Origin of the sequence: Hydrogenophaga sp. PAMC20947, assembly GCF_004795855.1 — a bacterium.
Classification (GTDB): Bacteria; Pseudomonadota; Gammaproteobacteria; order Burkholderiales; family Burkholderiaceae_C; genus Hydrogenophaga.
Map to the genome: position 1 here is coordinate 2,954,293 of NZ_CP039252.1, position 26,698 is coordinate 2,980,990.

21 protein-coding genes and 2 pseudogenes are annotated in these 26,698 nt (G+C 56.6%); 9 read left to right on the forward strand and 14 right to left on the reverse strand.

The features are described from left to right. Positions 1-420 precede the first annotated feature (420 nt). From E5678_RS13380 to E5678_RS13395, 4 genes are all read left to right on the forward strand, one after another. Entirely contained in the window at positions 421-1,416 is a 996-nt protein-coding gene (locus E5678_RS13380; protein WP_136178984.1) for a TRAP transporter substrate-binding protein, read from the forward strand. Between the two features lie 360 nt (positions 1,417-1,776). After that, a complete protein-coding gene (locus tag E5678_RS13385) occupies positions 1,777-2,679 on the forward strand; it encodes a LysR substrate-binding domain-containing protein (protein ID WP_136178985.1) in 903 nt (300 codons plus the stop codon). Between the two features lie 443 nt (positions 2,680-3,122). Further along, on the forward strand, positions 3,123-4,340 hold the full coding sequence (locus E5678_RS13390) for a CoA transferase (protein WP_136178986.1): 1,218 nt from the start codon (positions 3,123-3,125) through the stop codon (positions 4,338-4,340). After that, positions 4,337-5,326, forward strand: a complete 990-nt coding sequence (locus tag E5678_RS13395; protein WP_136178987.1) for a hydroxymethylglutaryl-CoA lyase — start codon at positions 4,337-4,339, stop codon at positions 5,324-5,326. The genes E5678_RS13390 and E5678_RS13395 overlap by 4 nt, the downstream gene beginning before the upstream one ends. 341 nt (positions 5,327-5,667) lie before the next feature. On the opposite strand, the gene E5678_RS13400 is transcribed toward E5678_RS13395, so the two are convergent. Next, positions 5,668-6,888: an NADH:flavin oxidoreductase/NADH oxidase family protein gene (locus E5678_RS13400; protein ID WP_210731913.1), complete on the reverse strand. Its 1,221-nt coding sequence runs from the start codon at positions 6,886-6,888 to the stop codon at positions 5,668-5,670. A 193-nt stretch (positions 6,889-7,081) separates the two neighbouring features. Continuing rightward, positions 7,082-7,291: pseudogene (locus E5678_RS13405) on the reverse strand (IS3 family transposase); the annotation flags it as partial. 408 nt (positions 7,292-7,699) lie between these two features. Between E5678_RS13405 and E5678_RS13410 the strand changes: the two are divergent. Then, positions 7,700-8,032 carry a DUF3301 domain-containing protein gene (locus tag E5678_RS13410; protein WP_136178988.1) on the forward strand — a complete coding sequence of 111 codons (333 nt, stop codon included), beginning with the start codon at positions 7,700-7,702 and terminating at the stop codon, positions 8,030-8,032. A gap of 211 nt (positions 8,033-8,243) precedes the next feature. Here E5678_RS13410 and E5678_RS13415 read toward each other — a convergent pair whose 3' ends face one another. The 7 genes from E5678_RS13415 to E5678_RS22470 all read right to left on the reverse strand — a co-directional run bounded on the left by E5678_RS13415 (position 8,244) and on the right by E5678_RS22470 (position 15,155). After that, entirely contained in the window at positions 8,244-8,486 is a 243-nt protein-coding gene (locus tag E5678_RS13415) for a hypothetical protein (protein WP_210731914.1), read from the reverse strand. A 5-nt stretch (positions 8,487-8,491) separates the two neighbouring features. Then, complete coding sequence (locus E5678_RS13420) at positions 8,492-9,022, reverse strand: TIR domain-containing protein (RefSeq protein WP_210731915.1); 531 nt, start codon at positions 9,020-9,022, stop codon at positions 8,492-8,494. 220 nt (positions 9,023-9,242) lie between these two features. Next, entirely contained in the window at positions 9,243-11,810 is a 2,568-nt protein-coding gene (locus E5678_RS13425; protein ID WP_136178991.1) for a patatin-like phospholipase family protein, read from the reverse strand. Positions 11,811-12,108: 298 nt separating this feature from the next. Then, the gene (locus E5678_RS13430; protein ID WP_136178992.1) at positions 12,109-12,753 is read right to left on the reverse strand and encodes a hypothetical protein; all 645 of its coding nucleotides are present in this window, start codon (positions 12,751-12,753) and stop codon (positions 12,109-12,111) included. A gap of 2 nt (positions 12,754-12,755) precedes the next feature. Continuing rightward, the gene (locus E5678_RS13435; protein ID WP_136178993.1) at positions 12,756-13,253 is read right to left on the reverse strand and encodes a TIR domain-containing protein; all 498 of its coding nucleotides are present in this window, start codon (positions 13,251-13,253) and stop codon (positions 12,756-12,758) included. A gap of 10 nt (positions 13,254-13,263) precedes the next feature. Further along, positions 13,264-13,938 (reverse strand): uracil-DNA glycosylase, encoded by a 675-nt coding sequence (locus tag E5678_RS13440; RefSeq protein WP_136178994.1) that lies wholly within the window; start codon positions 13,936-13,938, stop codon positions 13,264-13,266. Continuing rightward, positions 13,935-15,155, reverse strand: a complete 1,221-nt coding sequence (locus E5678_RS22470; protein ID WP_210731916.1) for a nucleoside triphosphate pyrophosphohydrolase family protein — start codon at positions 15,153-15,155, stop codon at positions 13,935-13,937. The genes E5678_RS13440 and E5678_RS22470 overlap by 4 nt, the downstream gene beginning before the upstream one ends. Before the next feature lie 407 nt (positions 15,156-15,562). On the opposite strand from E5678_RS22470, the pseudogene E5678_RS13450 reads away from it, so the two are divergent. The 3 genes and pseudogenes from E5678_RS13450 to E5678_RS13460 form a co-directional block, all read left to right on the forward strand. Continuing rightward, positions 15,563-15,661: pseudogene (locus tag E5678_RS13450) on the forward strand (IS481 family transposase); the annotation flags it as partial. A gap of 127 nt (positions 15,662-15,788) precedes the next feature. Beyond that, the gene (locus E5678_RS13455) at positions 15,789-17,723 is read left to right on the forward strand and encodes a toll/interleukin-1 receptor domain-containing protein (protein ID WP_136178995.1); all 1,935 of its coding nucleotides are present in this window, start codon (positions 15,789-15,791) and stop codon (positions 17,721-17,723) included. A 443-nt stretch (positions 17,724-18,166) separates the two neighbouring features. Next, complete coding sequence (locus E5678_RS13460; protein WP_136178996.1) at positions 18,167-18,469, forward strand: hypothetical protein; 303 nt, start codon at positions 18,167-18,169, stop codon at positions 18,467-18,469. Positions 18,470-18,494: 25 nt separating this feature from the next. Here E5678_RS13460 and E5678_RS13465 read toward each other — a convergent pair whose 3' ends face one another. Then, a complete protein-coding gene (locus E5678_RS13465) occupies positions 18,495-18,998 on the reverse strand; it encodes a hypothetical protein (RefSeq protein WP_136178997.1) in 504 nt (167 codons plus the stop codon). A 197-nt stretch (positions 18,999-19,195) separates the two neighbouring features. Between E5678_RS13465 and E5678_RS13470 the strand changes: the two genes are divergently transcribed. Continuing rightward, positions 19,196-19,741 carry an SUKH-4 family immunity protein gene (locus E5678_RS13470; RefSeq protein ID WP_136178998.1) on the forward strand — a complete coding sequence of 182 codons (546 nt, stop codon included), beginning with the start codon at positions 19,196-19,198 and terminating at the stop codon, positions 19,739-19,741. Positions 19,742-20,161: 420 nt separating this feature from the next. On the opposite strand, the gene E5678_RS13475 is transcribed toward E5678_RS13470, so the two are convergent. The 4 genes from E5678_RS13475 to E5678_RS13490 are packed head-to-tail and all read right to left on the reverse strand — an operon-like array spanning position 20,162 to position 26,606. After that, positions 20,162-20,983 carry a hypothetical protein gene (locus tag E5678_RS13475; RefSeq protein ID WP_136178999.1) on the reverse strand — a complete coding sequence of 274 codons (822 nt, stop codon included), beginning with the start codon at positions 20,981-20,983 and terminating at the stop codon, positions 20,162-20,164. Further along, positions 20,980-22,233 (reverse strand): hypothetical protein, encoded by a 1,254-nt coding sequence (locus E5678_RS13480; RefSeq protein ID WP_136179000.1) that lies wholly within the window; start codon positions 22,231-22,233, stop codon positions 20,980-20,982. The genes E5678_RS13475 and E5678_RS13480 overlap by 4 nt, the downstream gene beginning before the upstream one ends. After that, a complete protein-coding gene (locus tag E5678_RS13485) occupies positions 22,226-22,906 on the reverse strand; it encodes a hypothetical protein (RefSeq protein WP_136179001.1) in 681 nt (226 codons plus the stop codon). The genes E5678_RS13480 and E5678_RS13485 overlap by 8 nt, the downstream gene beginning before the upstream one ends. Beyond that, positions 22,896-26,606 (reverse strand): ATP-binding protein, encoded by a 3,711-nt coding sequence (locus E5678_RS13490; protein ID WP_168708564.1) that lies wholly within the window; start codon positions 26,604-26,606, stop codon positions 22,896-22,898. The genes E5678_RS13485 and E5678_RS13490 overlap by 11 nt, the downstream gene beginning before the upstream one ends. Positions 26,607-26,698 lie beyond the last annotated feature (92 nt).

Below are 26,698 nucleotides of genomic sequence, written 5' to 3' on the forward strand. Positions count from 1 at the left end.
TCCGCTTGCTCCCCCAGCAGGGAGCGGCCATTTGGTGGTGACAGGGGCCGCCCCCGCTCAGCCGGGTGTCGGCCTTGAACCTCGGGAAAACCCATGCTTGCTTTCTCGATCCGCGAAAACACGCTCGTTGCCATTGGCATTCCGTTGGCGGCCGGAGGTTCACATAATTCGGCCATGCACACGGAACCCTCGATCTTTCCCAAGCCACGGCCAGGGCCGCCCAGCCACCATTCGACCTAGCCAGCGCCCGCAGCCCAAGCCTGGGCATGATCGGGCCGCAGCGGCTGGCCACCAACCTCGAAACCCAGCCAACCACCCTTTTCAACGGGTCACCGACCCACTACCCGTGCCTCATGTTCGCTCATTGAGGCACACGACTTTCCGGCCGCCACAGCGAGCCGCTCAACAGCAGGAGACACCATGAAACTTCACCATTTGATCCGAGCCGCGGTTGCCTTTGCAGCCCTTGGCCTTGCACAGGCCGCTTCGGCCGCAGGGCCCATTGTTATCAAGTTCAGCCACGTCGCAACCGACAACACGCCCAAAGGGCAGACCGCGCTGAAGTTCAAGGAACTCGCCGAGAAAGCCTTGCCAGGCAAAGTGGACGTGCAACTGTTCCCGAACAGCCAGCTGTTCGGCGACGGCAAAGAGATGGAAGCCTTGCTGCTGGGCGATGTGCAGATCATCGCGCCGGCATTGGGCAAGTTCAGTCGATACACCAAAAAGCTGCAGGTATTTGACCTGCCCTTCCTGTTCGACGACCTTGAGGCGGTCGACCGTTTCGAAGACGGTCCCATCGGCCAGTCGCTGCTGGACGAAATGAGCGGCAAGGGCATCAAAGGTCTGGGCTACCTGCACAACGGGGTCAAGGTTCTGTCCGCCAACAAGCCCCTTCGCACGCCGGCAGATGCCAAGGGTTTGAAGTTCCGTATCCAGAGCTCCGACGTGCTTGAGGCTCAATTCGATGCCATCGGCGCGGTGTCTCAAAAACTCGCTTTCAGCGAAGTGTATTCAGCACTGCAAACGGGTGTGGTGGATGGCCAGGAACAGACTTGGCCCAACATTTACACGAAGAAGTTTCACGAAGTTCAGAAGTTCATCATGGACTCCAACCACGGCGTGATCGAATACATGTTGATCACCAACAATGCCTGGTGGGCGGGCCTGCCGGCAGACGTGCGCGGCGCGCTGCGGACCGCGATGACAGAGGCCATCCAGTACGGCAACACCATCGCCATCAACGAGGCGAAGGACTACCGCCAGAAAGTGATCGCCGATGGCAAGGCCAAGGTGCTGCCGATGAGTAAGGCAGAACTCGCTCCCTGGCGCGAGGCCATGAAGCCGGTGTGGAAGCAATTTGAAGGTGAGATCGGCAGCGACGTCATCAAAGCCGCACAGGCGGCCAACAACAAGTAACCCGCAGAGCACGCACCACCGCGCCCCCATAGCGCGCAAGTGGTCCTGCTCCACGCCGTCAACTCCGGCCCTTTCTGGGCACTGGAGCTGACGGCTTTTTTCTTCGCCGTTTTGATCTTTGTCGGCACCCGCGGTGGCGTGGGCGTGGGCCTGGGTATGGCGGGGTGGTCATGGGCAAACGGGTGGTCGCCCTCAGACAACGCGCGCTGTCGGCCCAAACAGGCAGTACACGGCCCAAGCTCAGGCTCCCTTCAAGGCACACGCCGTGTCGAATAGACTGCCTCGAAGCCAGTCACGCGCCGGCAGTTCAACCACCGCCGTCCAGTGCGAGAAATGGCTTCAATCTTTCGAATGTGCAACGTGAATATCCACCGTCTCGACCTCTTTTCACTGTCGCTCTTCAGCCTGATCGCACGCGCCGGCAGCATCAGCAAAGGCGCCGAGCTGGCGAATCTGGCCATTGGCGCGGCCAGCAAACGGATCACCGATCTCGAAGCCGCCGTCGGGACACCCCTGCTCGAACGGCATTCGCGGGGTGTGACGCTCACAGCGGCGGGGCAGGCATTGCAACGCCATGCGCAAAAGATTCTGGGTGATATCGATCAGCTGACCGCTGATCTCTCGGACTATGCGTCCGGTCTCATTGGTGTCGTGCGCCTCTGGGCCAACACGTCTGCGGTCACCCAGTTTCTGCCGACCGACATCGCTGCGTTTGTGCACGGAAATCCGGGCATTCGCATCGAACTTGAGGAGGAGGACAGTACCGAGGTCGTGATGGCGATTCAGGACGGGCGGGCGGACTTCGGGATCTTTGCCGACCGCACACCCACTTACGGCCTTCAGGTCTTCAATTATCGGAAGGATTGCCTGGTGCTGGTGGTCCCGCCCGGCCATCCTCTGGCACGCCGTCGAAGCGTCCGGTTTCTGGACACCGTCGACTTCGACATGGTGAGCCTGTCCAAGGGAACCTCGCTGGCCAAGCGGCTTCAGATTGAAGCAGAGGCCATCGGCCGCCGTTTGAAGCAGCGTATCCACGTTCGAAGCTTTGACGCGATGTGCCAGATGGTCGCCGCTGGCATGGGCGTCGCGGTCCTGCCCCGAGACGCGGCCCAGCCCCTGTTGCGCGCCATGAACCTTCGCCAGATCGAACTCCAGGACGACTGGGCCCAGCGCCAATTGCTGATTGGCCTGCGCGATGTGAATGCGGTGCCACGGCCAGTGCGCTTGCTGCTTGACCATCTCTGCGAGGCGCCCGCCCGTTGAGGAGCGTAAGCGCTTCGGGAATGAAGCCCACGGGACAACCCCTACGAGGTTTCGAATTCTACGAAAGCTGGTCGTTCACTTTTGTCATTCCCTTGCAAAGGAATGCCGTTCAGAATTGCGTCTTGCGGTGGTGACCGAGCCAGGCCGGCGACAAGCCCACAAGATGACATTGTTCAACCGGGCCTAACGAGACCATGGCCACTGCACCCAGCCTATCGCGGGGCAGCCCATGATTCACCTGTTCACCTGTTCACCTGTTCACATTCCAGCCCGGCTCAAGGCTCACGCATTGAGAAGACCTCATCCGGATCAAAGGGTCTCGATTTGAACCTTCCGGCAACAGACCGCAGCCCCTTGACCACCCCTCACCTCAAGTTGAGCGAAACGCCGCCCTGCGCGACGAATGCGCCAGCCGACCGATCCGATCCAACAAGGGAAACCCCATGACCAACACAACCAATGGGCCGCTCGCGCCCGGTGCCCTGCAAGGGCTGCGCATCATCGAGATGGGTCAGCTGATTGCCGGTCCGTTCGCCGGGAAAATGCTCGGCGAGTTTGGCGCCGACGTCATCAAGATCGAGGCGCCCGGCACCGGAGACCCGCTGCGCAACTGGCGACTGATCAAGGACGGCACTTCCGTCTGGTGGCAGGTGCAATCGCGCAACAAGCGGTCGATTGCGTTGGACCTGCGCAGTGCCGAAGGTCAGAGCATTGCCCGCAAGCTGATTGCCGAGGCGGATGTGCTGATCGAGAACTTCCGGCCCGGCACCCTGGAAGACTGGGGCATGGGCTACGAAGAACTCGCCAAGCTCAACCCGGGGTTGGTGATGCTTCGCATTTCCGGCTACGGCCAGACCGGCCCGTACCGCGACTTGCCGGGCTTCGGCGCCATCGGAGAAGCGATGGGCGGGCTACGCCACCTGACCGGGGAGCCGGGCAAGGTGCCGGTTCGCTGCGGCGTCTCCATCGGCGACACCCTGGCGGCCTTGCACGGCACGATCGGCATCCTCACCGCGCTGTACCACCGCAAGGTCAACGGCGGCCAGGGCCAGGTGATCGACGTGGCGCTGAACGAAGCGGTGTTCAACGTGATGGAAAGCCTGATCCCTGAATACAGCGCCTTCGGCGCGGTGCGCGAAGCCGCCGGTAGCGCCCTGCCCGGCATCGCGCCATCAAACGCCTACCGCTGTAGCGATGGATTCGTGCTGATTGCCGGCAACGGCGACAGCATCTTCAAGCGCCTGATGCAGGCGATTGGCCGCGACGATCTGGGGGCCGATCCGGCGCTGGCGGACAACGCTGGCCGCGTGGAGCGCGTGGCGGAGCTGGATCAGGCCATTGAGGCCTGGACGCAGTCGCGAACCGTGGAACAAATACTCCAGACCCTCGGCGAAGTGCGCGTGCCTGCGGGCAAGGTCTACACAGCGAAGGACATCTCGGAAGATCCCCACTACCGGGCCCGCGACATGATCCTTAGCCAGACCACGCGCGACGGCCATGCGCTCGAGGTACCCGGCGTGGTGCCCAAGTTGCTCGGCACGCCAGGCAGCGTGCGCTCATCCGCGCCGGGACTTGGCGACGACACCGATGCGGTGCTGAGCGAACTCGGCTTTTCAGCTCAGGACATCGCCGCGCTGCGCGGCAGGAAGGTGGTGGCATGAGCACGGTCTGGAACGGCGCTGGACGGCGCATCTACATGCAGGAAGTGGGCACGCGAGACGGGCTGCAGGTTGAGAAGGTCTTCGTACCGACGCAGGACAAGATCGCTCTCGTCAACGCGCTGTCACTGGCCGGTATGGCAAAGATCGAGGTCACCGCGTTCGTGTCGCCAAAGGCCATCCCGGCGTTGCGCGATGCCGAAACCGTGCTGCGCGAGATCGATAGGGTCGCAGGCGTGGTGTACAGCGCGCTGGTTCCCAACGTGCGCGGTGCCGAACGCGCCATCGATGCCCGCGCCGATGAGTTGAATCTCGTGATGTCGGCCAGCGAAAGCCACAACCTCTCCAACCTGCGCATGACACGCGCCCAGTCTTTCGCAGCACTGAGCGAAGTCAACGCGATAGCGCGCGGCGCCAAGGCCGCGGTGAATATTTCGCTATCGTGTTCGTTCGGCTGTCCCATGGAGGGCGACGTGCCTGAATCCACCGTGCTCGACTGGTGTGAACGGTACATCGGCGAACTCGGGGCGCGCGGCGTTACGTTGTGCGACACGACAGGCATGGCCTACCCGGGTCAGGTCGCGGCACTGACGCGAGCGTTCCGCGAGCGCTGGCCCGAGACGGAGTTGACGCTGCACTTCCACAACACCCGCGGCATGGGCCTGGCCAACGTGCTGGCCGGCATAGACGCCGGAGCCGACCGCTTCGACGCCTCGCTGGGCGGTATCGGCGGTTGTCCTTACGCACCTGGCGCCTCTGGCAATGTGTGCAGCGAAGAGATTGTGCACGCGCTCGAACTGATGGGCTACGACACCGGGGTCAACCTGATCAGCCTGATCGACGCCTCGATGCGCCTGCCCGCTTTGATCCGCCACGACATCCCAAGCCAGATCGTCAAGGCAGGCCGCCGCCTGGACCTTCATCCGCTGCCAGACGATTTCAACGCCACACGGGAGCGTGCGCTCGGCCGATCGACCGGTCGCGATTGAAGACGCCACTCCCACTTCAGAAGTGAAGCTGAAACGGCCCCCAAAATGCACGTCCATGGCTCAATGAAACGCCCCTGATTCGAGCCGGCGTCTCTAGTTGTCAGTGCCGCAGGGGTTTGGGCGCTGCTTGCCAAACGCCCAGCGCTATGACGCCGACTCAAACGCTGAACACCGCTCCCTCAGGTTACCGCCGGCGCAAGACGATCCCAAGCAAGCCGTCAGACCACTTTTCAATAGGGGGCCGTTTTTGGTCATTCAAACAAGCCATGCAAACCGGTTGAGTGGATGGCGGTTGAATGGATGGCGGTGGAGCGGCGAAGCGGTCAAAAATTGACCCTGATTCAGGCTTGTCCCAGGCCACCATAGGCGAAGTGGCGCAACCAAACCTCCGTTCGGGCTTTGTCGCGGGCTTCATAGTCGCGAATGGCCAGCCCGAGTTCGCCCACATTTGGCGTCTCTTGGTCGGCTCCGATCTCGGTCAACCGCATCGTGTACCACGCGGTGATTCCGCCCTCTGGGGCATCGGCGAATCTGGGGAAGTCCGGTTCAAGTTTCTGATTGGCTTTCCAGAGATCGGGAAGTGAAGGCTCAAGGACAAGCGCGCGGGCAAGGCCGACGATGTCGACCGCGCCGCTGGCCACAGCGTCTTCCGCCTGAGCGCGCGTCTTGAACCCTCCGGTCAGCATCAGTGGCTTGGTTGTCACCGCTCTTGCACGCTTCGCAAAGTCAAGAAAATACGGGCCTTGTCGCGTGCCATCGGACGCCGCTTTTGCACCGGGGAAATAGGTTCCACCGCTGATGTCGATCAGGTCAACCGTGGACTGGTCCAGTGCGGCCACCACTTCAAGCGCATCGTGCTCATCGAAGCCGCCCTCAAGTTGGTCAGAAGAATTGAGCTTCACCGCGATGGGGAACTGGGGCCCTACAGCGGCGCGGGTGGCTTCAATTGACGCCAGCAAAAGGCGCATTCGATTGGCAAGGGCACCCCCGTATTCGTCGCTCCGTTTGTTGAACAGTGGCGAGAGAAACTGACTGAGCAGGAATCCGTGCGCGGCGTGAATTTGAACGCCGCCGAAACCCGCTTGCTGCGCCACCCGGGCTGTCTTCGCAAACTCAGCCGGCAACTGTCGAATCTCAGCCGTGGTCATTTCAATGCAGCTCAGCCCGGGAAGATCAAGAGCGCTCGGCCCTTTGGGGGTGCTGGTCGGCGTGTAGGCCAGTGCTCCAGCGTGCCCGAGTTGCAGCCAGAGCAAAGCGCCATGTTCGCTGCCGTTTTTGGCAAGCACCCGAAACCGGTCAAGGTCAGACGTTTCGTTGAGCACCAGATTGCCGGGCTTCTCCGCGCAACCTGAGTTGCCTTGCACCTCGCCGACAATGGCGACGGCCAATCCACCCTCGGCCCAACGCTGATACAGCCTGCACTGTTCAGGGGTGGGATGGCCGGTGCCGTCCCCCAAGGAATCCGACATCGCTGATTTTGCGATCCGATTTTTGAGGGTGACGCCACAGGGCAGTTTGAACGACGCGAACAAAATTCCAGGCTGGTGCTTTTGAGCTTCCACGTTCAATTTCTCCGGGTTTCATCTACATCCACAAAATTTGCAGCATGCCAACACTGCCCCACGCGAGGGCGCGCTGCGCTTCAGTGGTTGCGCGCCCGCCGTTCCAGGGGGCCAACAGGGGCGTCAACAGATTGCTCAGAGGCTGTTTGGGCTTCCCCCAGTTTCCCGGACGGTTTGCTTAGCCCATTAAGCCTTACTCAAATTCGACTGGGCTGAGGAAGTCTAGCTTTGAGTGTTTGCGCACCGGGTGGTAGACGAGCTCGATGTAATCGAACACATCGGACCGGGCTTCTTCCCTTGGCCGATAGACCTTGCGGTTAAGCCGCTCGGTCTTCATCGATGAGAAGAAGCTCTCCATCGCTGCGCTGTTCCAGCATTCACCCAGACGACTCATGCGAGAGCAGGCACTGCGCGCCGGGCCCAGATGACGTGGACTGGCTTGCGAGCGAGTCCCGTCCCACAATCGCCAGCCTAGGTCACAGTCAGCAACTTTGTTATCTCTACAAAGAAGCCAGTTGCCGACTTTGTTTCGCAGTAAGCGCCATTGTTTTCAGTCAACGACTTTGTTTCCCGCGCACACAAACTGTTCTTTGCCATTAAAGTCCGGGACAACCTCCCCAGGGAAAAAAGCACGAAGCGGAAAATTTCAGCGGCTAAAGTCTGGGACATTCGCGGACTCCAGAGAAGAAACTGAGCGAGGCGCGCATTAATGTCTGGGACAACGCAGTCAACAGGACGAGCTGTCGCATCCCGTGGGTGCCGCGATCTTCAACCTCTCGCCATTTAGGCGGCAGGATCACCCTCTTTTGTCATGTCATGGTTTGAAATCATCAGCGTAGGCATTCTGGGAGTTCTTTTCTGGCTATGGTTCGAAAGTACCCGTGTCTACGAGATCGCTGTGAAGCGCGCCCGCAGCCCATGTCATGTGAGTGATGTGCAATTCCTTGACAGTACATTCTCCCTTGAAAATATCAAACCCGCACGTGTCGAAGACGGACGCCTCGCGCTCAAACGCACCTACACTTTTGTGTACAGCGACACTGGCAATACGCGACAGCCAGGCAGCAGCATCATGCTTGGCCAGGAAGTTCAGTTCCTGAATGTCAGCCCGCGACTGGCTGGCACGGACATCACCCTGCATTGAATACATAGGCTGATGATGAAATTGTCCGGCTGCTCCACTTTCCTGGCTTTCAGGGCGCACAGAGCGGTGAGACAAAAGTGAAGAGGGCCCTGTGGAAGGCGATTTTCGGCAGTCGACAAACAATGCCTGACCTAATTGGACCTCCCTATCGCTACCTTTGGAGGGCGACAGCTAGCGTTGCAAAGCCCAAACAGGTACTCTGAAAGTCGCTTCAAGGCTGACTGCAGTCGGTCAGGTTTTGCAGACCAATGACATCCGCCGCCGAAACCTGCCATTCGTTATCCTGCGATGCGACCGACCGCTGCACCTTCAGCAGCGACCATTCAACAGCGATGGGCCGCACGAGGTACCGATCGACTCCTTCCCGCCAAGGCGACCGGCTCTTCTCCGGCCCAAAGCGGAAGTAAATCATGCCGGAATTGCTTCCCAAGAGCGGACATTCAAGCGCCGACATTTGTTCTATCCGTTTCTTGATTTCATTGGCATGGAGTTATCAATCATCGTGCTTGATGCACTTGCCGCTGTATGCAATGCCAATGCCAGAGTTTGGGCATTCAGGTTTTCCCAGAAGACGTAGGACGCATATCCTGTAACAACGTTGTGCTGAAACCGATCCGGTACGACAATTTTGCCCTCGGTGCCTCGGGAGTGGGACGGCAAAACGATGCCAAGAAGCCCATGCTGCTTATCCAGAGTCGCCCTAATTTCCCAATCCACATACTTGCGCTGATGGGTTTGTCCGCCGATTAGGACCACCGTGCAGGATGTTCCCGTAATGTAGTTGTCGCGAATCCGTTGCATAACATAGGCAGTGTTGTCACTGTCTATCTGTCTTTCCAGCGAGTTGTCATAAACAGCCTCGTAACTGTCGTGGAACACGCGTGAAAACTCGTTGTAATACCACTGATCACCACCATGGTGATAGCTGACAAAAATCCGCCGCCGAGGCGGAGCCGACATAGCCGAGCCAATTATTCCAAGTGAAGCCATGCTGAGTGGTCCGTAGCCAGCCATTTATTTCCCCTCGAAGAGCGCCAAGCCAACACCCAGCAAGCCCAGCATCACTAAGCCCTCCTGTTTGTCAGCCTTGATTTGATCGGCGAATCGTCCAATAGCCGCATGCGCAGGCCTATCACTAGAAGGACAGAATAACGCTGCCAGCACCATAGAAATATCTTCCTTCTCGGTTAGGGTTGAAGTAGCGCCATGATTACAGCAGCAGCCGCTGCTCCAACTGTAGCAACCAATCTGCCGCTCCTTTGGGGTCCGACCCTGCAAGCAATGGATCGAATGCAGCCTCGGCAGCATGTTCGCCTAGTGCGCGATAGGCTTCAAACTGTTCCTCGCTAAACAGTTGCTGTGCGGTGCTCTGATGCGGGAAAGTGGGATTGAGTTGCTGGAATTGCATCAGCAGTTCCGACTCATTGCCTGTCAATGCCAGCTTGATCACCAGAAGCAGGCCATGAATCGGTTGGCCGTTTTCCTCGTCACCATAGTCGATCCGCGCCATTGCGAAGTGAGCACGCTTGAACGGCTCAATGCCGTGGCGAAGATCCGACAGGTCAGGCTCGATGCGCACGCCCAGATCGATCTTAGCCATCCGGATCGAATTCAAAAGGCCACCAAACGAGTGTTGAGGGTCTGCTTCACCATCGATGAGCACGATGTACCGGCACCGTCGGCGAAGCAGTTCGTACATGCCCATGTTCTCGACGTGCCCTCCGTCGGAAACATTGACGAACGACTGATTCTCATGCATGCGCCCCGTAAGTTCGCGCGTGAAGTAGAGACCACCGGGGACTGCATCCCAGCCGTTCGATTCGGTGGGTTTGCGAACCCAGTAGCCGAGCCGCACGTTCAGCATTGCGAGCAGTGTTGTATATCTACTCGAGGTGAGCGTCCCCATCCTCGGAGCCGCTGCCGCACCGGAAATTGCCATGGCGGTCCCGAGGTCCAGATGTTTGTCTTTGGCCTCCCAATCCTTCGTCGGCCAATAACCCACTGTTGGGCCGCCGCAGTAATGCTGGGCAAAGATGAAAAAATCTGTGTCGCGGCCGCGTAGCTCTGGATTTCGACTCGCTGGTAGGTTGACCGCCGCATTTATCAGGTGCAATGGTGCCTTGTGGAAAGGATTGAGCGCCGATAAAGGCTGTGGGTCCACGGCTTCGGGCTGGTGCACGCGTCGCAAGTAGGTACGTGCGAGGCGGCTACGGTAATACAAGTGCAGCGAGGCAAAATTAATGTTTACACCGACCCAGCCGTAGATCCAAAGTAAGGCCGTTAAGATCCAAGGCCACCAGCGGTTTTGTTCTTTCAGTTCAACCACAACGTCAACTGCCACCAGCCACAAGGTCAGAAAAAAAAGCGGCCCAAAGAACACCATCAATGACCACACAACCCGACCTAGCCTAGTCTCCAGGCCCAACCACAAACCAGACGCTCCGAGGGCGAACGGCAGCAACACCACGGCCACCAGCAATCCAACAGAGTTACCGCGACTTAATTGCACCAGGTCTGGCAGTTGTTTTGCAGTAAGTAGCATTAGCCCCAACGCACCCAATGCGATAGCCACTTTCTCCATGACCTCTCGCGATTCCCGAGATGGATTGCGCAAAGCCGATAGTACGAAGATCGCCACCCCAAAAGCGGCCCATGTCACGGTGTTTAGAGTCGCATAAGTAGACGAATGGCTGATAGACCTCTCACCGACGCCAAAGAAGTCAACTGCCACGGCAGCCATAAACATCAGTAGCGGTGCGATGAGCAGCAAGGACATCACCACGCCATAAGCTGCTGAGAAGACCATCAGCGCTAGCGTCGCTACACCGCCTTCTGAAAGGTATTTGCTGTGATTGCGTAAATGCCGGATGGCCTCCGACTCGATCTGTCCTTTCGTCGTGAACGGCAACTTGTCGGGGTTCAACCCCACCCGCGCGTCGTTGTCGTTCATAACCGAGGTGATGAAGCTACCAAGATAACCGCCTCCAGACACCGTCGACATGACGTCAACATCCTTCAGTACCCCGTGGCGGGCCAGAACGTTCGTTACACCCAACGCGAAGGTCGCAGAACGGATTCCTCCGCCTGAGATTGCCAAACCAATCGCGTCGTGTATCTCAGTCGCATCGGCATCAGGCCCGCCGGCCCGCCGTGCGGCAAGAAGACGCACTTCCTCAGCATTTAACGCATCGACCTTTTTTGAATTCTGGCCTTTGTCCGATATGCCAAATTTGACCTGGCCGCGCGAAGTTGCCTCATTCTTTCTCGTCTGCGATAAGGGCGCGAGTAGCGCTAGCGCATCGCGATCACCTGCGATCTGACCAAGCAACGCAGCGAAGCCTCGCAGGACAGTTTGCAGTTCGGTCAACTCGAACCGGAAGCGGAACCGCTCGTCCAGATTCGCGAGATCACCCGCCTCCATCTTCGAGTGCCACCGCGCGGTGAGTGGTCTTATCCGGCTGTTTAGACAGTGAACGAGCAACGACGACACGAGCACCGCCTGCGGCTGTCCCATCATCGCTTCGCGCGAAAGGCTGAATAGGTCCACAAGGCTCTTCAATGCGGACGCTTCCACCCCATCTCGAAGCGGCAACTCCTGCGTCGCGATTCGGGTACGCAATTGCGTGTACATGTGCCAGGCCAGTAGCGCATCCTGTTCATTAGGATGCCACGGATCAGTGGCTCGACCAGGCGGGATCAGAGCGGCAACAAGGTCGGAGGCTGAACCACACATTTCGGTTACACGCTGTTCCCAGCTTGCCTCTGATTCGTTCGTCATGTTGGTGCCCTCATTTTCGAATACTCGGTTCGAATGCAACTCGCATCCAAGGTGTCACTGGTGGCAACGGATGTCTCCAACTTAAGCAACGCGTTGTCGCTGCTCCATTTTGTGTCGCCCCCAGCAACGCGAGAAAGAGCTGCGGATTCGCCGTCTTGAGGCAAGACCATCAGTTCACCGACGACTGCAACAATCATGTACGCAAATGAAGGAACTGCCCGCAGCAGTTCCCGTTCCAGCTTCTGACGCTAGCACCAGGGTCACTCTTATTGTGTGATTGGATATCCATAATTCCCCGCTAGCTGTGAGCCGTAACTTTATTGTCCTTAGCGGAATATCTCGAACTAGCAGCGTCAAAATCGAAGGGATCTGCTATCAACCGATTTGGAATGGAATTTGCTTCAATAAAGGAGGTGAGTGGCTGCGCCACAACGCTGTCGAACGTTCGATGATTGCGCCGATTTGCGTATCCCAAATTCTCAAGGATCGATATTGGAATCTCCAGTGCAGCAGATCCGAAGTAAAAAAAATGATCTGATACAAGAACTGCATCAGTTTGTGTGTCGTTCTTGACGTTATGAATATTGGGTGAACCATCCGGATAGCTATGGTGCGAGTCAAGTTGTCGCCATTCACCGTTGAACTTGTGATAGATATTATCGCCAACAATCATTTTCAAGCTGCCATTGCGGATTGGGCGTTTGTCTCGATAGCTCGGATTTGTCCAATATTCGTTGAAAGTGATTGAACGAGATACTTTCATGGCAAATATGCACCGCCCGGTTGCCTTTAACCGCGTACCACCCATTCCAATAACCCAGTCAGCTTCTTTTGCTACCCGTCGGATGATTGGCTTGCATGTTGCCAAGGTGCAAACGCCATGGAATGGATTCGGTGCAAATCCGAAGTCTCGATCTACAACATACATGTATGTGTTAGACATACTTAGCAACTTGTCCTCACGGAACCGTTCACTGATTGGCGTAACTTGCCGTCTGAACCTTCAAAGAAATTCTCTGAACTGTCTATAGCCCTTTGAATGCTACTGGCATTCCAACCAACAATTGCCGATGCATATTTTTCAAGGCTATTGGGAATATCTGCGTCTTTGCCACCCTGTTCAAAAACACCTACTATTCTTTTTCCTTGCGCATGTGCTTGATCAATTTCCCAATTAACCCAAGGTCTAGAGTGAGTCTGCTCACCAATCAGAACTACGACCGTAGATGCCCAAGAAACCTTCATCCGGAGCAAGCGTTTTAATACGGCATCTTTCACTAGCCCGTTTTTTAAGCGCTCATCGTTGGCTGGTTTCGCTCGGATCGAACTATTGCGAACGTCCCAACCCTTACCCCCTAACAAATTGGTAAATTTGTCGACGAGCGAATCATCTTGATGATGGTGGCTAATGAAAAGGTGACGTCGCTCATCGGGTGTTGCCATAATGATCTGCCTAAAACAACAAAGTCTGGGTTGAGGAATTCGCCCGTTTGCTGACGTCAATGCCGTGCAACTGGCCAATTCCGCGGCGAAAATCCGTCACACCGCCGTAGCTGGGATGCCTGACACAGGCCACTTCGACGCCAAATTTCTCAGCATATGACGCCGCGTCCTGTCCGATGGAAACGATCCTCCGTACTCCAAGCCAAGAAATCAAGGCGGCATTTAATTCGTCCACGCAGCGCAACTCTCGAGCAGTAAACCTCCGATTTGTAAAAGGCTCGCCGGGCTCATGAGGATGGAATGGAAACACATTCCACAGCAAAGGTGGTTTGTCCAACAGGCAGAGTACCGCCCATATCTCTGCTGCTGTCCGTTCTGCGACCTCCGGGCCACGGGTGGTTTTAACCGACTCACTCCCAGGGTATACCTGCTGCATCATTGGTAAATGCCGCTCGTCGGTCAAAGCAAGGCCAGTTCGCCGCCCTCCACGATATCCAAGATCTCGTCCCATCCATATGGTGTCCACTCCCAATTGCTTGGCAGAGGTTAGCAGGAGTCTGAGATTTCGACGACGTGTTGATGGAGCGTCGGCTTTGTCATGGACATCGCACACATGGGCATAGGGATTAAAGACATCCGGCAACTCAATGCCAGCCATCTGTTGGACGAAACTTTGTGGGGTCATATAATTTCAGTGCTCGGCACTGGAGGATTGAATATCAATTTGTGCCTTTTAAGGTCAACAATTACGATGCCACCTTTGTGGTGGTACAGCTCCCGGAACACTCGGAATCCATCAAGAATTGCATTTTCCCATTGCCAAAGTGGGCAATTCGCCACCATCAAACCATCAACCATGCTACGGATCTGCTTTAAGAGCGAGTAATCCAGTCGCCCGGGGGGTACATCGGCATACAGCTTGCGATCATTTCCCTTTGCATGATTGAATATCCACGTGGCAATTCCTTCTTCGAGAATAATGGCTCTAGCCCCGTCCTCGTTCTCATCGAGTTGAGGCTCAGATTTACGCTTCAGCTTCAACAATGCGCGTATTACTGGTGACCATCCAAGATGCGCTGCGTAGGAAAGATGGAAAACGTCATGAAAACGATAACCATCTGCGCGGCGACTGTTGTCTGTCAGCGGATCACCGATATTCAGCCCCTTGATTTGCTGAACCACCATCAACCGATTGCCGATCTTCCGTTGAATGAATTCAACTTCCATTCGAGCTGGGAACTGCTCAAAATCTTTCCCACCAGGTTCAATTAAATAGTAGCGCTTTTGGGGTGGCCAACGATCGTAGATTTTCAAAAGGTTTTGGTTAGCGATTTCCCCCAACTCCAACGCAAAGCAAGCGCTGACCAATGCGAGGTCGCCAAGCAATTGACCGAACATGCTTGCCCGATTCTCAACAGGCTCGTTCAAGATGCGGTCAAATTTAAATGAAGTCGCTAAACCACTATCGTATGCCAATTCTCGCAGGAGTTCCTCACTGCTCCTGCTAAGGGTTGTATGATGCAGTGATGCAATGCCATCCAACTGGCGAAATGTAATTGCTGTAATTTCACTTCGAGACGTTTCGTTGAATCGTCGGCGCAGAAAAAAGAGTCCCGCCTGGCCAAGTTCATTGGGACCTATGCCCGACAAGCCAGCTGCATTGACTAGATACCAGAGTGCATCCCCGATCTCGTCTCGGACAACTTCTGAGTCAGTTTGATAGAGCTGATCTCGGCGTCTCTTTTTCAGCGCTGAAAGCAGCCCACCAATTTCTCCAAAAAATCCGAAAGTCAGCTTCTTGTAGTGATCATGCGCGGCTTCATTCGTGAACCTATCAGTCTTGGCAGCCTGTTTGCAATAGCTCAGCAGAGTCAGCGGTGCCCCAATAATTTGTGCTTTCATTTTTGCCCTCTATGTTCATCATAAAGGATATGCAACCCGAATTGCTCGTAAGCAGTCAGTCGTATTTGACCGCTCCTGGTCGTCATGAACCGGTCACGACACGAAACTCTATGACTGGATACGCTGGAGGCCGTGTGATAACTCCCTGGCAGCCCGAGCGAGTCACGCGTCGATTGCAGATTTGTCTGTTTATGCGAGTTGATACCGTCTGACAGAAGCCAAGGCGATGCTGAAGACCAGTTTGGCCCTTATTTCGGGCCTGCAACGACCGCAAAGGGCGCCTATGCACCCAACAACCGCATCGCTTTTTTGGTCCCCTCAAAGCCCAAGATGCTGAGGACGCGTTTGAAGTTGTAAGCCAACACGGCCAGGCTCATCTCAGTTGCCACGTTCTGGATGCCACGGCGTACTACAACCTTCACCGCCCTCACTCAGCAACCGGACATCGCCCTCCAGCTTCTCGCCTTGGCCTTGCAGTGAACAACGTCGTGAGAAACTACAGCTAGAGACGAACCTGCGTAGCTATGATCTTAAGTGAAAGCAGAATTGCGTTAGCCCAGAAAAATCAGGGCTACACCTTTCCGGCCAAATGCATTACCAGCACGCTTGTCAAAGAGGACGAGGAAAAACCAAATGAGTGACAGCCAGCTGATCTCTGATTTTTTCAGCCGAGATGTGCTACTGGGCGATCGCGCTTTAAAAGCTGCAGTCGCGGACCGTGGGGAGGAAGCGCTGAGACTGTTCATTCCCGAACAAGAAGGTTATGGAGCCAGCGGGCTTCAGATTGAGCAACGACTGGCAAAGCTTGCCGCGTCGATCGGCGCCAACGCCGTCGACTACCTTATCCGAGTGATTCGCAATGGATCATGGCAGAGTATGCTTTCGGCCGCTCCAGCTTTTGCAGGGTTACGAGAACACAAACAACGAGCCACCGAGGGGCTGGTAGACGTTTTAAAGCAGGGTGAAATTGATTCTCAGCGCCTCGCAATCGAAGCGCTGGGATACTTGGGAGCAGACGATCTAGCATTCTGCATATCAGAGTTTGCCGAGAATGGCGAGTGGATACCTCAGAGGGACCATAGGCGACAGCCTAGTAGGTATCACCTAGACAAATTCTATTTCTACGTCGCACAGGCACTCATACGTATGACCGCGTCGTTAACCAGTGTCAACGCCATCAGTCGTTGCCTTCGCCAGTTCAGAGATTTCCTCCCAATTTGTGACGAAGTACTTGGCCAAAATCGGATCAGTGGCTGGGATGTGCGCTTCGTTCAGCACAATTTTCCGTCGCGGGCAGCGGATCCTCTGGTGAGAGACTGGATCGCCAGTGACTCGCATTTTCTTCAGGATTGTGGCGTCGAAGCACTGGGCCATTTGCGACTCAGTCGAACGAGCGCATTCCTGTTGAGTGTGCTCGAGGACCCACGATTCAACGACTCAGTACGCAAAACCGCGGGCATCAGTCTCTCTGAGTTTGCAGACGCTGGAGCGGCGGCGAAACTTGCGGAACGCTTGAACAGTGCTTCAGATTCCCCGGGATTCTCCTGGGCGTTTGCATCGCTCTATGCGCATGATGTGGCGTGGCCCGCGTGCGATGAATTCGTTGAGGAGCTTTTAGGCCAGGAGAACAACGACTCTGAGATCTCGGCACACATGATTTATTCGCTAGCATGCCGAGGCGACACCCGAGCGGAACGAAGTTTCTCAGCATTGAACTCACAGCATCTCCACATGCGCGGAACAGGCGCAATCGCCTGCGCTCGATTCAATCCAGAAAGTGCTCGCGAAGCGCTGTTTGGGCGCGATGAGGAAGCTAATAATCCGATGGAACTCGCGTGCATACTCGCTGCCCAAGTGCACGCTGGTCACGTAGAGAAGGTCGACTCGCTGCACCAAGCACTCACCACGTTTGGTGAATTGCCGTTTCTCAGACCCATCTGGAAGCGTGAGGTGCTGTATGCGTTCTTTGTTGCGGAGGGAAGCGACTCGGAGCGAGGGAGGCTCTGGTGCGAGGCAGCTTTGGAGACACCTAGGCGAGTCGTCACGGAGATGCAGGCACTGCTCAAGCGCAGAGCCAGGGAAGTCAGTGCGAACCGGTTGCCGAGGTCGCAAGCGGAACTGGCCTCGGCAGCATCGCGTGAGTCGCAAGAAGTTAAAGACAAATTCGACGTGTTTATATCGCACGCCTCAGAGGACAAAATAAACCTCGCGGAACCTCTCTATCATGCTCTCGTGGCTGCCGGTGTAACCGTGTGGTTCGACAAGACCGAGCTTAAGCTCGGAGACGGGCTACGCCGCAAGATCGACGAAGGCTTAGCGCGTTGTCGCTATGGTATCGTGATATTGAGCCCAAGTTTTCTAGCCAAACAGTGGCCACAAAATGAACTTGGTGCATTAATGGCGCGGGAGACAGTGTCAGGGGTTAAAGCGATCCTGCCTATCTGGCACGATCTGAGCGTTGAGGAATTGCTCCGCCAAGCACCGATGCTGGCCGATCGACTCGCGTGCCGCAGTTCAGAAGAGATGAGCTCAATTGTGGCGAAGATCCTGGATGTACTAAAAGACTGAAGCTCGACCAAAGAAAGCAATTGTAGAGTTAGCGTCAACGTCATATCACTCACCGAGCGTTGAGCGTCGTCAGCTAATAGGTGTTCCAGGAGTCGACTGTGCCACCGAACAAAGCGCTGCACCTGACTGCTTACAGCGTCCGCTCCTACGTCGGTCCCGCTTTCAGCAGCAGGTGAGCGCCAGCGTTGAACGACCGCATCCCCATTTGACGGCCGACCGCTCCTGGCCGACAGTGTGAGTTCGCAGAAGTGCCCGAGAGCTGCCGCTCGCGGGAATGCGCATGCGACTGACCGAGCGCTGTCCATAGGCGAAACGAGTTGATCCGTGATGCCCCCATGCTCGGCCTCAAGTGAGTCTCAGATATGCTCTGGTCAGCCGTTAGACAGGGTGGAGCAGAATCGACTTCGAAGCTCAAGTCCCGGCGGATTATTGAGTCACGTCCGATGTACATCACCGACCTCACACATTTTCTCGACAAGTCTGGCGCAATCGGCCCCGTCAAGGGTCCGGCTCGCGCTATGGCGCAATTTCTTGTCAATGTGGTCACCCATGCGTCTGACGCCACGGAAGACGCCGTGGCTGCTCCGTTCTGCTTTAAATGCAAGAAGATTGCGGTCGAAGCAACTCACGCCCAGGACGACGCTATCGTATGGACCTGCCCCGCCTGCCGAACGGAGGGGCGGATTTCGAACTGGAAGGGCAGCCTCTGGGATTTACGCGACCGCCCACAGGCCCGCAGCAGCTAACCAGAGAAATCCCATGGGGTTGTCGTCAAAGTTGTTCCTGCTCTCTGCCGACGACACTGTGCACGCTCTGTCCAACGCGGCCTTCATGCGAATGTTGCGCCAGGAATCCGTCGCCCGCATTCCCGAATTCGCAGGCCAACGCGTTCGCCAAGTCAGCATGGTTGTCGCCGTGGTGAATGGCGCGCCAACGCAGATAGTCCGCTGCACATTCGCCATTCTCGACATCGATGGGGATGGTGTGCTCGATGTTGAACGCTGGAACGCCCAGCAATCCGCCCGTGTGGGTGACCCGTTTGCACCCGAGCGACCAGATCGCGGAAGCATGCCTCAAATCATCGATGCCGCCAGTCGCTTCATCGCTCGCGGCGGATCCTGGGAGCCGGATCAAACATTGTTGCATCGCATAGAAGAAGCGGCGCTTCTGAAAATGGTCTGCCCCCGGGTGAAAGTTATGCGTTGAACGACCCGTCCACCCACCCGTTCGCACCCGAGTCGAGTTCCGCTCGCCCACGAACTGCTGGTCGGCCATGCCCCTGACTTCGCCGCCACCTTACGTACACGGCCGCACCAGGAAGTCTTCAGACCGGGTGGCGACCTGACCCTCGGCGGTTCGAGATGGCCAACAGCTTTTGCTGAAAGTCAGCTTCCTGGCCCGACGGCGTACTCACACTGTCGGCCATGAGCGGTCGGTGGTGGAGGGCGGCTGTCGGGTAGGCTAGGCACACCATGAACGCCGAGATATTTGACCAATTCACTCTCTATCCCGAATCGAGCCTACTCACCTTTGCTCTTCCAGATGAGCACGTGAGGTTCCTCGCTCACGTAGGGCTTCCTACGTGGTGTGCTCCAAATATGCACTTCGGCGAGGTCGGCGAAAAATGGGTTCTGTTGCCGGCCATAGAGGCTGGCAGTAAGCGTTGCCTTGCCCTTGGCGAAGATAGAAATGAAGCCCCTATCGGCATAGATCTAGTTGACCATTCAGTTTGGGTTCTCCCACATCAGACTGAGCCACTCTTTATGGCCAGAAACGTTTTGGAACTAGCCAAGGTACTCTCGCGCTTTCAAGCTTCAATAGACGCTGCGGTTGACCACGATTCTTCTGCCTATGTTGAGAGGCGAGTTCGAGCCAGCTACCTTCACTCGTTCATTTCGTGGGCCAATGAAGAAAGTCCTTCATTGCTTCGAGCAGGCTCATACTGGCACGGCGTATTGCTCTGGTTGGGTGTGCCTCACGATTCGCTGCAGGCGACGGGTCTGTCGGATCGCACTTGAGCTCAAACGTTGAGTGACTACTCTTCGGCGATCTGTTGGCGTACTCGATCGACAGCCCTGGGTCGACAGTGTGAGTTCACCCTTCGAGCAGCTGACATCCAACCGCGATTTGAAGAGGTACCTGCGGCATGCAAAGCTGGGTGACTGCAGTCAACTCGATACCGGTCATCAAGGCTGCCGCACTGCCGGCCAAGCCAATGACAGCTTCGTGCCAGGCACCGTGAACTCAGCTCCCGGCCGCGACAGACGGCAATCGCTTCAACACTGACACTCGAGCCACAGCGGGAAGATCGACAGTACACACCGAGTGCCCAGGACGGCAGAACGTCAGATGGAAAACTGAACGAGGCGCGCACTAATTTCTGGGACAACGCTGTCAAGAGGGCTAGCCAAATCAAGCCATGCAGCAGTCAAGTCAACTTAAGATTCAAGCGCATCCATGTACTCCTGAGCCAAACCCAGCCGCAGGCGTTGCATGTGGCGCCATGGCGTTCTGATGATCTCTCGGCTATCCGCGTCAAGTGTCGGCGACCACTGCATTGTTTGGTCGGCAAACAGTCGAACCTGGTTGGCTTGCCGGGCAGATGTTTCGAGAGAACCTTCGCAAGGAAGGAGCAAACGCTCAAGTCGAGGAAGTCGTGATGCCATACCGAGGCCAGCCGGATCGAAGTCGAAGTAGGCCCAAACTGGCTCCTTCCTTGCCTCAATCACTTTCAAGGCTGCATCGGCTCGCAAACCATTGTCTCCCCGAAAGATCGCCAAAACGTCTTTTCCCAGATAGTCGAGCCAGCGATTGCGCTCGAGGAAACGAAAGCTCTCTAGGTTTTCCACCACCATCAGCGCGTCGGCGCGCACCGAAACTGACTGCTCGTGTGTCAGCACCTGATAGCCAATCTGAGGTACCGAATTGGCATCCAGGAGGCATCTTCCATGAGCCGTTTTGATAGCAACCGAGTCGTAATGCGGGGAGAGCGTGCCACTCTTCTCGCTACCAGCAATATTCAGAACAGCGTCAATGCGGCGTAGCGTTTTCTCTGGCGATACCGCTGCGATACGACGGTTGACCAGCATCTGCGCAGCTCGTTCAGCGTCTTCTTTCGAATAGACGAACCTTGATCCCGCTCGGAGACCTAGCCCGTGCTGCGTGAGGAAGAACTCCGCTGAAGCACTTGCGCCCTTCTCTATGGCACCCCGTGCGGCCAAGTTCCGCAGGAAGGCAATCTGGGAATAACTGAAGCTCATGGTCGAGAGGCCTCTGCCAGTCGAGCGGATGCATCCGTGAACAGGTCATTGAATTCGCCGGGGGCACGCGTCCCAATCTCCAAATCTACTGCGTAACCGGCTGAAGAAATCTGCGAGTAGGCGTAGAGAAGCCATTCCTCATCGGTGGTGTCGTTGTCTAGTCCGTATGCAGAACCCAAGCGCCGACGCCATCGCAGCAACGACAAATCTGCTTGTACGCTCAACACTTCGTCGCCGGTCAAGAAGTCAAGGTAAGCGTCGACGAGCTCATCGATCGGTGCAGGCTGCGGCTGCTCGATCTCCTGACGAGTGGACACCACCACCGGTGGCGTCATTGGTGCCTGCTTTGCAACAGGCGTGGCCGAGGGCAAGCGTTTTGCTGCAGTGAGCATGCCTTGAGCGACAACCGGATCTGTATCGGTCACATCGATATTCCAGGTGCTGATCAGTGCAACAGGTGCCGTCAGGCGATCGGCAATCTCCGTCGTGATTTCCACCTCAAAACCATCGCTCAAGCGGTTCTTAGAAAGCCAAAGAGCCACGCGGGCCAAATTTCGCTGCTGCGCCTCAAGCTGCCGAAACGAAAACAGGTTCTTGGAAACCACTCGCTGGATGTCAGTGATGCGCGCAGCCCAGTCGCGCAATCGAGAAAGGATGCGTACGTTGAGCAGGCGGTGCACTTCTGCGAAGCCCTCTCCGATGGACTGAGAATCCATTTCCTGCGCCTTGGCGTCCAGACTGCTAATCTGCTGACCGAAACGCTTGACCTCGCCGTAGTAGAACTGGTTCTCCCGGATCTTGCCTCCCACCGAGTCGACATCACCGAAATTGGTCGAGACTTTGGCGCTAAGCAATTGCAGGTTCTGATCCATGTAGAAGCCGATCCTGACGATCGACTCCTCAAGCCTGCTCATTGCACGGTCCGAATCGCGAAACGATCCCTCCCGACGAAAGTCGCGCAAGCTGTCAAACTCCAAGCGCAGTTGGCGGATAGGGCCATCCAACCGTGTGAGCTGGCGAAATGCCCCGTAGCTCACCACGTAGTCGCCGATGAATTCGCGCAAGAGCGGGTTGAGGTAATACGTATCCTCATCGACGGGCATCAGCGCGCGCATGCGGATCAACGTCTCCACACCCTTGTCGCGCTTGCCGCCGGTGGACACAGGTCCGCGCATGGCAATGCCCACCAGAGCGCTGTGCTCCGACAGTGCCTTCAGCAGTTGCTGGATGTGATTTGGCGTCTCACTCACGCTCATCATCCTGGCCCAAGTTTCGCAACAGGTCCGACTGCTCGATCGCTTTGTTCTGCCCTTCTTCGCCCACGCCCAGCTCCTCCAATGGTGCTTCGGAGAGTTCGGGCACATTCTCAACCAGGTACTGCAACACCGCATGCAGATGGTCTATTTTTCCAGCGATTTGGTAAATCTCACTGGCCTCATTAGAGAGGACTAGGTACCCATCGGCTTTTAGCTTTTCTAGCATCCGACGCATGAGGTCGTGGTTGGACCAGCGCGAGTCGGCACCCGGGATCCGAAGTTCACGCAACTGCGCCACCAAAGTCGAGTCCTCGTTGACTCTGAGCACAATCTCAGCAAGTTGGACATATTCTCCAGGCACGCCGCGAAACCCCTCCTTAGCCAGGCGCACCAGATTGAGCATCTGGGTGAGCAACCCATAGCTGTCTCGAAAGCGAATCAAGTCTGCACGCACTTTGGAGACGTCTTCATTGCGGTGCACCTGCAGTGGCGCCACGTAGAAGGCCCCATCCTCGCCCAGCCGAGCCAGTCGCCGGTCAATTCCAGCAAGCCACGCGTCAACGCGCTCGGAGTCGCCTGCTGCGGTAAGGTCTTCGTATGCCTCAGGGAAGGCGAACTGGCAGATGAAATTGCCTGCCAGCAGTTCTTTGAGGGTGTCAGGTTTCATGGTCTGCTCCTTCAAAACCCACCGTGGCACCAACACGACCATCGACTGAACCAGATTTACCACGGCGCGCCGCCGGGGCAAAAAGACCGATCGCGCCTCGGTCTCTAAAAAGGTAGCGGCGTTCGAAATGGCGAAACTCAGCTGGCGTGAGTTTTGGCGATGCCGTAACTGGATCGATTCGGTTCTCGCGCAGCGTGTCCATAAGTCCCTTGAAGTTGCCAGCATCAAATTTGCCAACCTCATCTGAGATCCACGGAATGTAGAGATCGGCCTTGCCGCGCACCATATTGAGCATTCCCACGAGCAAACTGATCAAGATGATTGCATTGATACCGGTCGAGGAGATGTGCTCCAGATCGGCCTCGCGGCTGAAGTGTCGAGTTTCGCCGTTGACCGTGACGCTGCCCCGGAGTGCTACATGCGACGCTAGGTCTAGCTCCACGGTGGAGTCCGAGCGAAGGAGCGCCAAGAACTTGGTCAACGCGCCAGCCGTGTTGGCGTCGGGTAGCTGAGGAACATCACTCACTCGGATATTGGCCTCGTGATCGCGCGCCACCCGCTCAATCTCGTCAACCTCTTTGATGAGATCCAGGTCAGAAAAGTTTGAGACTATGGCAACCTTGAAGTCATCGATACGCTTGAAGTGGGCAACACTCAGTCCCTTTTGCAACTCCGCATTGAAGCGTTTGACCTCGGCTTCGAAGCGCGTGATGACGCCGCGGAACTGGCGAACCTGTTGCAATATGACCGACGCCTCGTTAATCACGTTGGGAAGTACCTGCCTTCCAAGCTCTTTGTGCAGAATGCAAAGCTCCTCTGCCACCCGGATCCGACTTACTCCGTCAGGCATGGAATCAAGGTGGCTCTGCACGAACTCGGAGACTGCGCTGGTGGTACCAGTTAGCGCATCGCGAATGGGTGAGGCCCGGCGGGTCACCAGATCGTAGCGCTGCTCCACCATCAACTGCGCACGGCCGAGATCTCCCTTGATATCTTCAACACTCACATCGGGGTCAGCCTCGCGGGTCGTGATCTCTGGCAAGCCGTGCCCTTTCAACAGACCCGCCAAGTCTAGGATTTCCTGATCCATTCGCTTACCGATTTTTTCCAGTCGCTCGACCTCGACGCTGAGCTCATTCTGTTTGGATTTGAAATCACGGTTGTGCTGGCCGAGTTCTTCCATGGCGCGCCTGCTTTCCTTTTCGGCCAGGCGATGTTGCTCGATCAGGCTGGCTAGAATCTGGTCGCCCCCCTCGCTCAACCATGCGCGCCACAGGTTCACTGTCGGCCGCCGAGACTCAGCAGATTCGATTTCTCTATAGAAATCTTCTGCCCGTTTGTTGAGCTCTTTCAGTCTTTGTGGGTCAACCCCTGCGCTCTTAAGTTCAAGGTCTAACTCCTCGCCTAGCCGAGCTGCAGAGTCTTCACCGCGTTTTTCAACGATAACGGCCTCCTCCTCGATTCCTGCGATCTCAACGGCAAGCGCACGCTCGTTCTCTTTCAGATCGGATTGCAACTCGGAACGCAACCGCTCTTTGGTTCCCTTGTGAGCGTTCTTTGCTGCGTTGATCTGATTCGTGAGCTCCTTGAACCTGTGATCAAGCTTGTCAAAGTGGGATTGTCCATCCACTTTCAACGCTTTGATCTCTAGCTCAGAGGCCAACTTAGCGCTCTCCATCACACTCTTTCGGGCACTCAGCCGCGATGTTGCCGCTGTGGACTCGGCCTCAGCAAGCAGACTGGCTTCTGCGGACTCTTTTTCGGACTTGGCGGCAGCAGCTTGCGCATCTTCCGCCGCGCGAAGCTTGTCCAACGCTGCGACCAAAGTTTTTTGCGCTTGGATGAGCGCATCCCGCATTTGCTGGTCGTCGGCCCATGCTGGCGCCTCAATGCCTTGGGTTCGCAATTGCCAACCGTAGACTGTTTCACTTTCCTCACCCGATAGCCGAACGGGATCAAGGTCGCTGCGCTGCAGCAGGGCAGGATCCAAGATTTTTGCCAACGAAGACTTCCAGTCGTCGCCGGAGCTGGCGCGCAGGACACTAAGCAAGGTGCCATCAGCGGGGGAAATGCGTGCCTGTGCATCGCGCACCTGCATCTCGCATTCGATCACACGGGTTTGCGCCCTCGCCACGACACCTTCAGCGTCCAGAAATGCGCGCGTGGCAGTCTGGCTCTTCAGTGCTGCCTGACCGGCCACACGCAAAGTTTCCGTCTGCTGGCCCTGCGAAACCTCAACAGCTGACCTCGCCAGTTCGAGCGCCTCTTGGGTCGCTGCGCTTGCTTGAGCGGAGTTGATCTGGGCCTTAAGAGTTGCCTTCGCCTCGATCACATTGTCGAGCTGGAAGCCAATTTCTCCGGATTGGCCATCCAACTCTTCATCGACTTCACGAACACGCTGCTGGTGCAGTTCGGTCAGCCGGGTGGAATCAGCAGACCAACGAATTCGCACCGCATCCTTGCCATCACGGAGCTTGGCTGCGGCCTTGGTCGCCATCTGACTTGCGTTGTGGATCAAGTCCTTGTAGTTGGAAATGATCTTATCGGCTTTACCACTGTGACTCTCGATCTGAGCCTTCACCGTCGCCTGATCGTCCTGTAGCTGGGGGATCCGTTCCACAGCTGCGCTCCATGAATGCACTGCATCCAACGACAGGGATCCGCGTCGCGCCTCCTCGGCTGTGACGGAAGTCTTTGCAGCGAGCATCGCATTGGCCGCCACCGAAGCCGTGTCGTTCAACGTTTGGTACCGATCCTGTCCATCGGCCGCATGTTCAGACTGATCCGATATTGTTTTGGACAGAAACCTACTGTTTGCACCGAGCTGGTCTCGACGCAGCATAAGGGCTGGTGCGATTCGCAAGCGGGCAGTTCGCAGGTCAGTTTCCGACTGGGTATGCTCCTTGCAGGCTTCCCGCAGCAATTCAACATCCTTGGTCATTGAGAAGGCAAGCTCTAGCGCATGGCGGTCCCGCAGCCACCGCTGAATCTGCTCTTTGCTTTGTCGTAGGGTTACCCGCTGGCGACTAGGAGCATCCCCGTTCGAGCTCAAACGCTCCTGCACGATGGTGATGGCCAGCCTTACAAAATCCTTGAAATCAACGCGCTCCTTTGCCACTGCCGCGATCAAGCGATCGAGATTGGTCAATCGCGATCCGAAGCCGTAGACCGTACTGAGCACTCGCAGCTTCTTGGCATCTTGTGTGCGGGCTTCCATGCCTAAGATCACCGCCCTGTAATCGGCGATGTCGAGCAGCTGCGAGACTTGAACCCCCATAGCCTCATAGGCTTGGGCCGTCTGACGGTCATCGCAAAAAGTTAATTCGCCTTCGTCGTTGGTGCGGAGGAAGGCCTCCTCACGAAATCCGCCATTGATCAATCGAAACACGGGTCGATGGTCGTTGTCCGTGCGGCGCAAAACGGCGCATCGCACGTCATGTGTTTCGTCGCTTCCGCGCTGGTATTCGAAAACTATCGCGCTCTGCGCCATTGGTAAAACAAACTTCAGCATCGGCTCGCGCCCACCCACCGTCTCGGTGATTTGGCTTGGGAGGGTGCCGAAGAACAACGGGAACAGCTCTAGCGTCGTGGTCTTACCCACTGCGTTATCCCCGGTGATGGCCGCACCTCCTCGTGGGTCAATCTCATTGATGCTTGCAGAACTTGCGCTCCCGCTCGTGCGAGTGTTGACCAGCAACATGCGCCTCAGTCGTGATGTCACGTCGAGCCTCCTTTCATTTATCTAGGAATGTTAGCTGTAGGCTTGGTCTTTCCCTGGTTTCATCCAAAATG

Excerpts from the sequence above, each read along its gene's own strand:
- E5678_RS13380 (WP_136178984.1), top strand. The coding sequence starts at position 421 with ATGAAACTTCACCATTTGATCCGAGCCGCGGTTGCCTTTGCAGCCCTT.
- E5678_RS13475 (WP_136178999.1), bottom strand. The coding sequence starts at position 20,983 with ATGAGCTTCAGTTATTCCCAGATTGCCTTCCTGCGGAACTTGGCCGCA.
- E5678_RS13430 (WP_136178992.1), bottom strand. The coding sequence starts at position 12,753 with ATGTCTAACACATACATGTATGTTGTAGATCGAGACTTCGGATTTGCA.
- E5678_RS13460 (WP_136178996.1), top strand. The coding sequence starts at position 18,167 with ATGTACATCACCGACCTCACACATTTTCTCGACAAGTCTGGCGCAATC.
- E5678_RS13465 (WP_136178997.1), bottom strand. The coding sequence starts at position 18,998 with ATGGCCGACCAGCAGTTCGTGGGCGAGCGGAACTCGACTCGGGTGCGA.
- E5678_RS13395 (WP_136178987.1), top strand. The coding sequence starts at position 4,337 with ATGAGCACGGTCTGGAACGGCGCTGGACGGCGCATCTACATGCAGGAA.
- E5678_RS22470 (WP_210731916.1), bottom strand. The coding sequence starts at position 15,155 with ATGAAAGCACAAATTATTGGGGCACCGCTGACTCTGCTGAGCTATTGC.
- E5678_RS13410 (WP_136178988.1), top strand. The coding sequence starts at position 7,700 with ATGTCATGGTTTGAAATCATCAGCGTAGGCATTCTGGGAGTTCTTTTC.
- E5678_RS13470 (WP_136178998.1), top strand. The coding sequence starts at position 19,196 with ATGAACGCCGAGATATTTGACCAATTCACTCTCTATCCCGAATCGAGC.
- E5678_RS13435 (WP_136178993.1), bottom strand. The coding sequence starts at position 13,253 with ATGGCAACACCCGATGAGCGACGTCACCTTTTCATTAGCCACCATCAT.
- E5678_RS13415 (WP_210731914.1), bottom strand. The coding sequence starts at position 8,486 with ATGTCGGCGCTTGAATGTCCGCTCTTGGGAAGCAATTCCGGCATGATT.
- E5678_RS13440 (WP_136178994.1), bottom strand. The coding sequence starts at position 13,938 with ATGACCCCACAAAGTTTCGTCCAACAGATGGCTGGCATTGAGTTGCCG.
- E5678_RS13490 (WP_168708564.1), bottom strand. The coding sequence starts at position 26,606 with ATGTTGCTGGTCAACACTCGCACGAGCGGGAGCGCAAGTTCTGCAAGC.
- E5678_RS13390 (WP_136178986.1), top strand. The coding sequence starts at position 3,123 with ATGACCAACACAACCAATGGGCCGCTCGCGCCCGGTGCCCTGCAAGGG.
- E5678_RS13420 (WP_210731915.1), bottom strand. The coding sequence starts at position 9,022 with ATGGCTTCACTTGGAATAATTGGCTCGGCTATGTCGGCTCCGCCTCGG.
- E5678_RS13485 (WP_136179001.1), bottom strand. The coding sequence starts at position 22,906 with ATGAAACCTGACACCCTCAAAGAACTGCTGGCAGGCAATTTCATCTGC.
- E5678_RS13455 (WP_136178995.1), top strand. The coding sequence starts at position 15,789 with ATGAGTGACAGCCAGCTGATCTCTGATTTTTTCAGCCGAGATGTGCTA.
- E5678_RS13425 (WP_136178991.1), bottom strand. The coding sequence starts at position 11,810 with ATGACGAACGAATCAGAGGCAAGCTGGGAACAGCGTGTAACCGAAATG.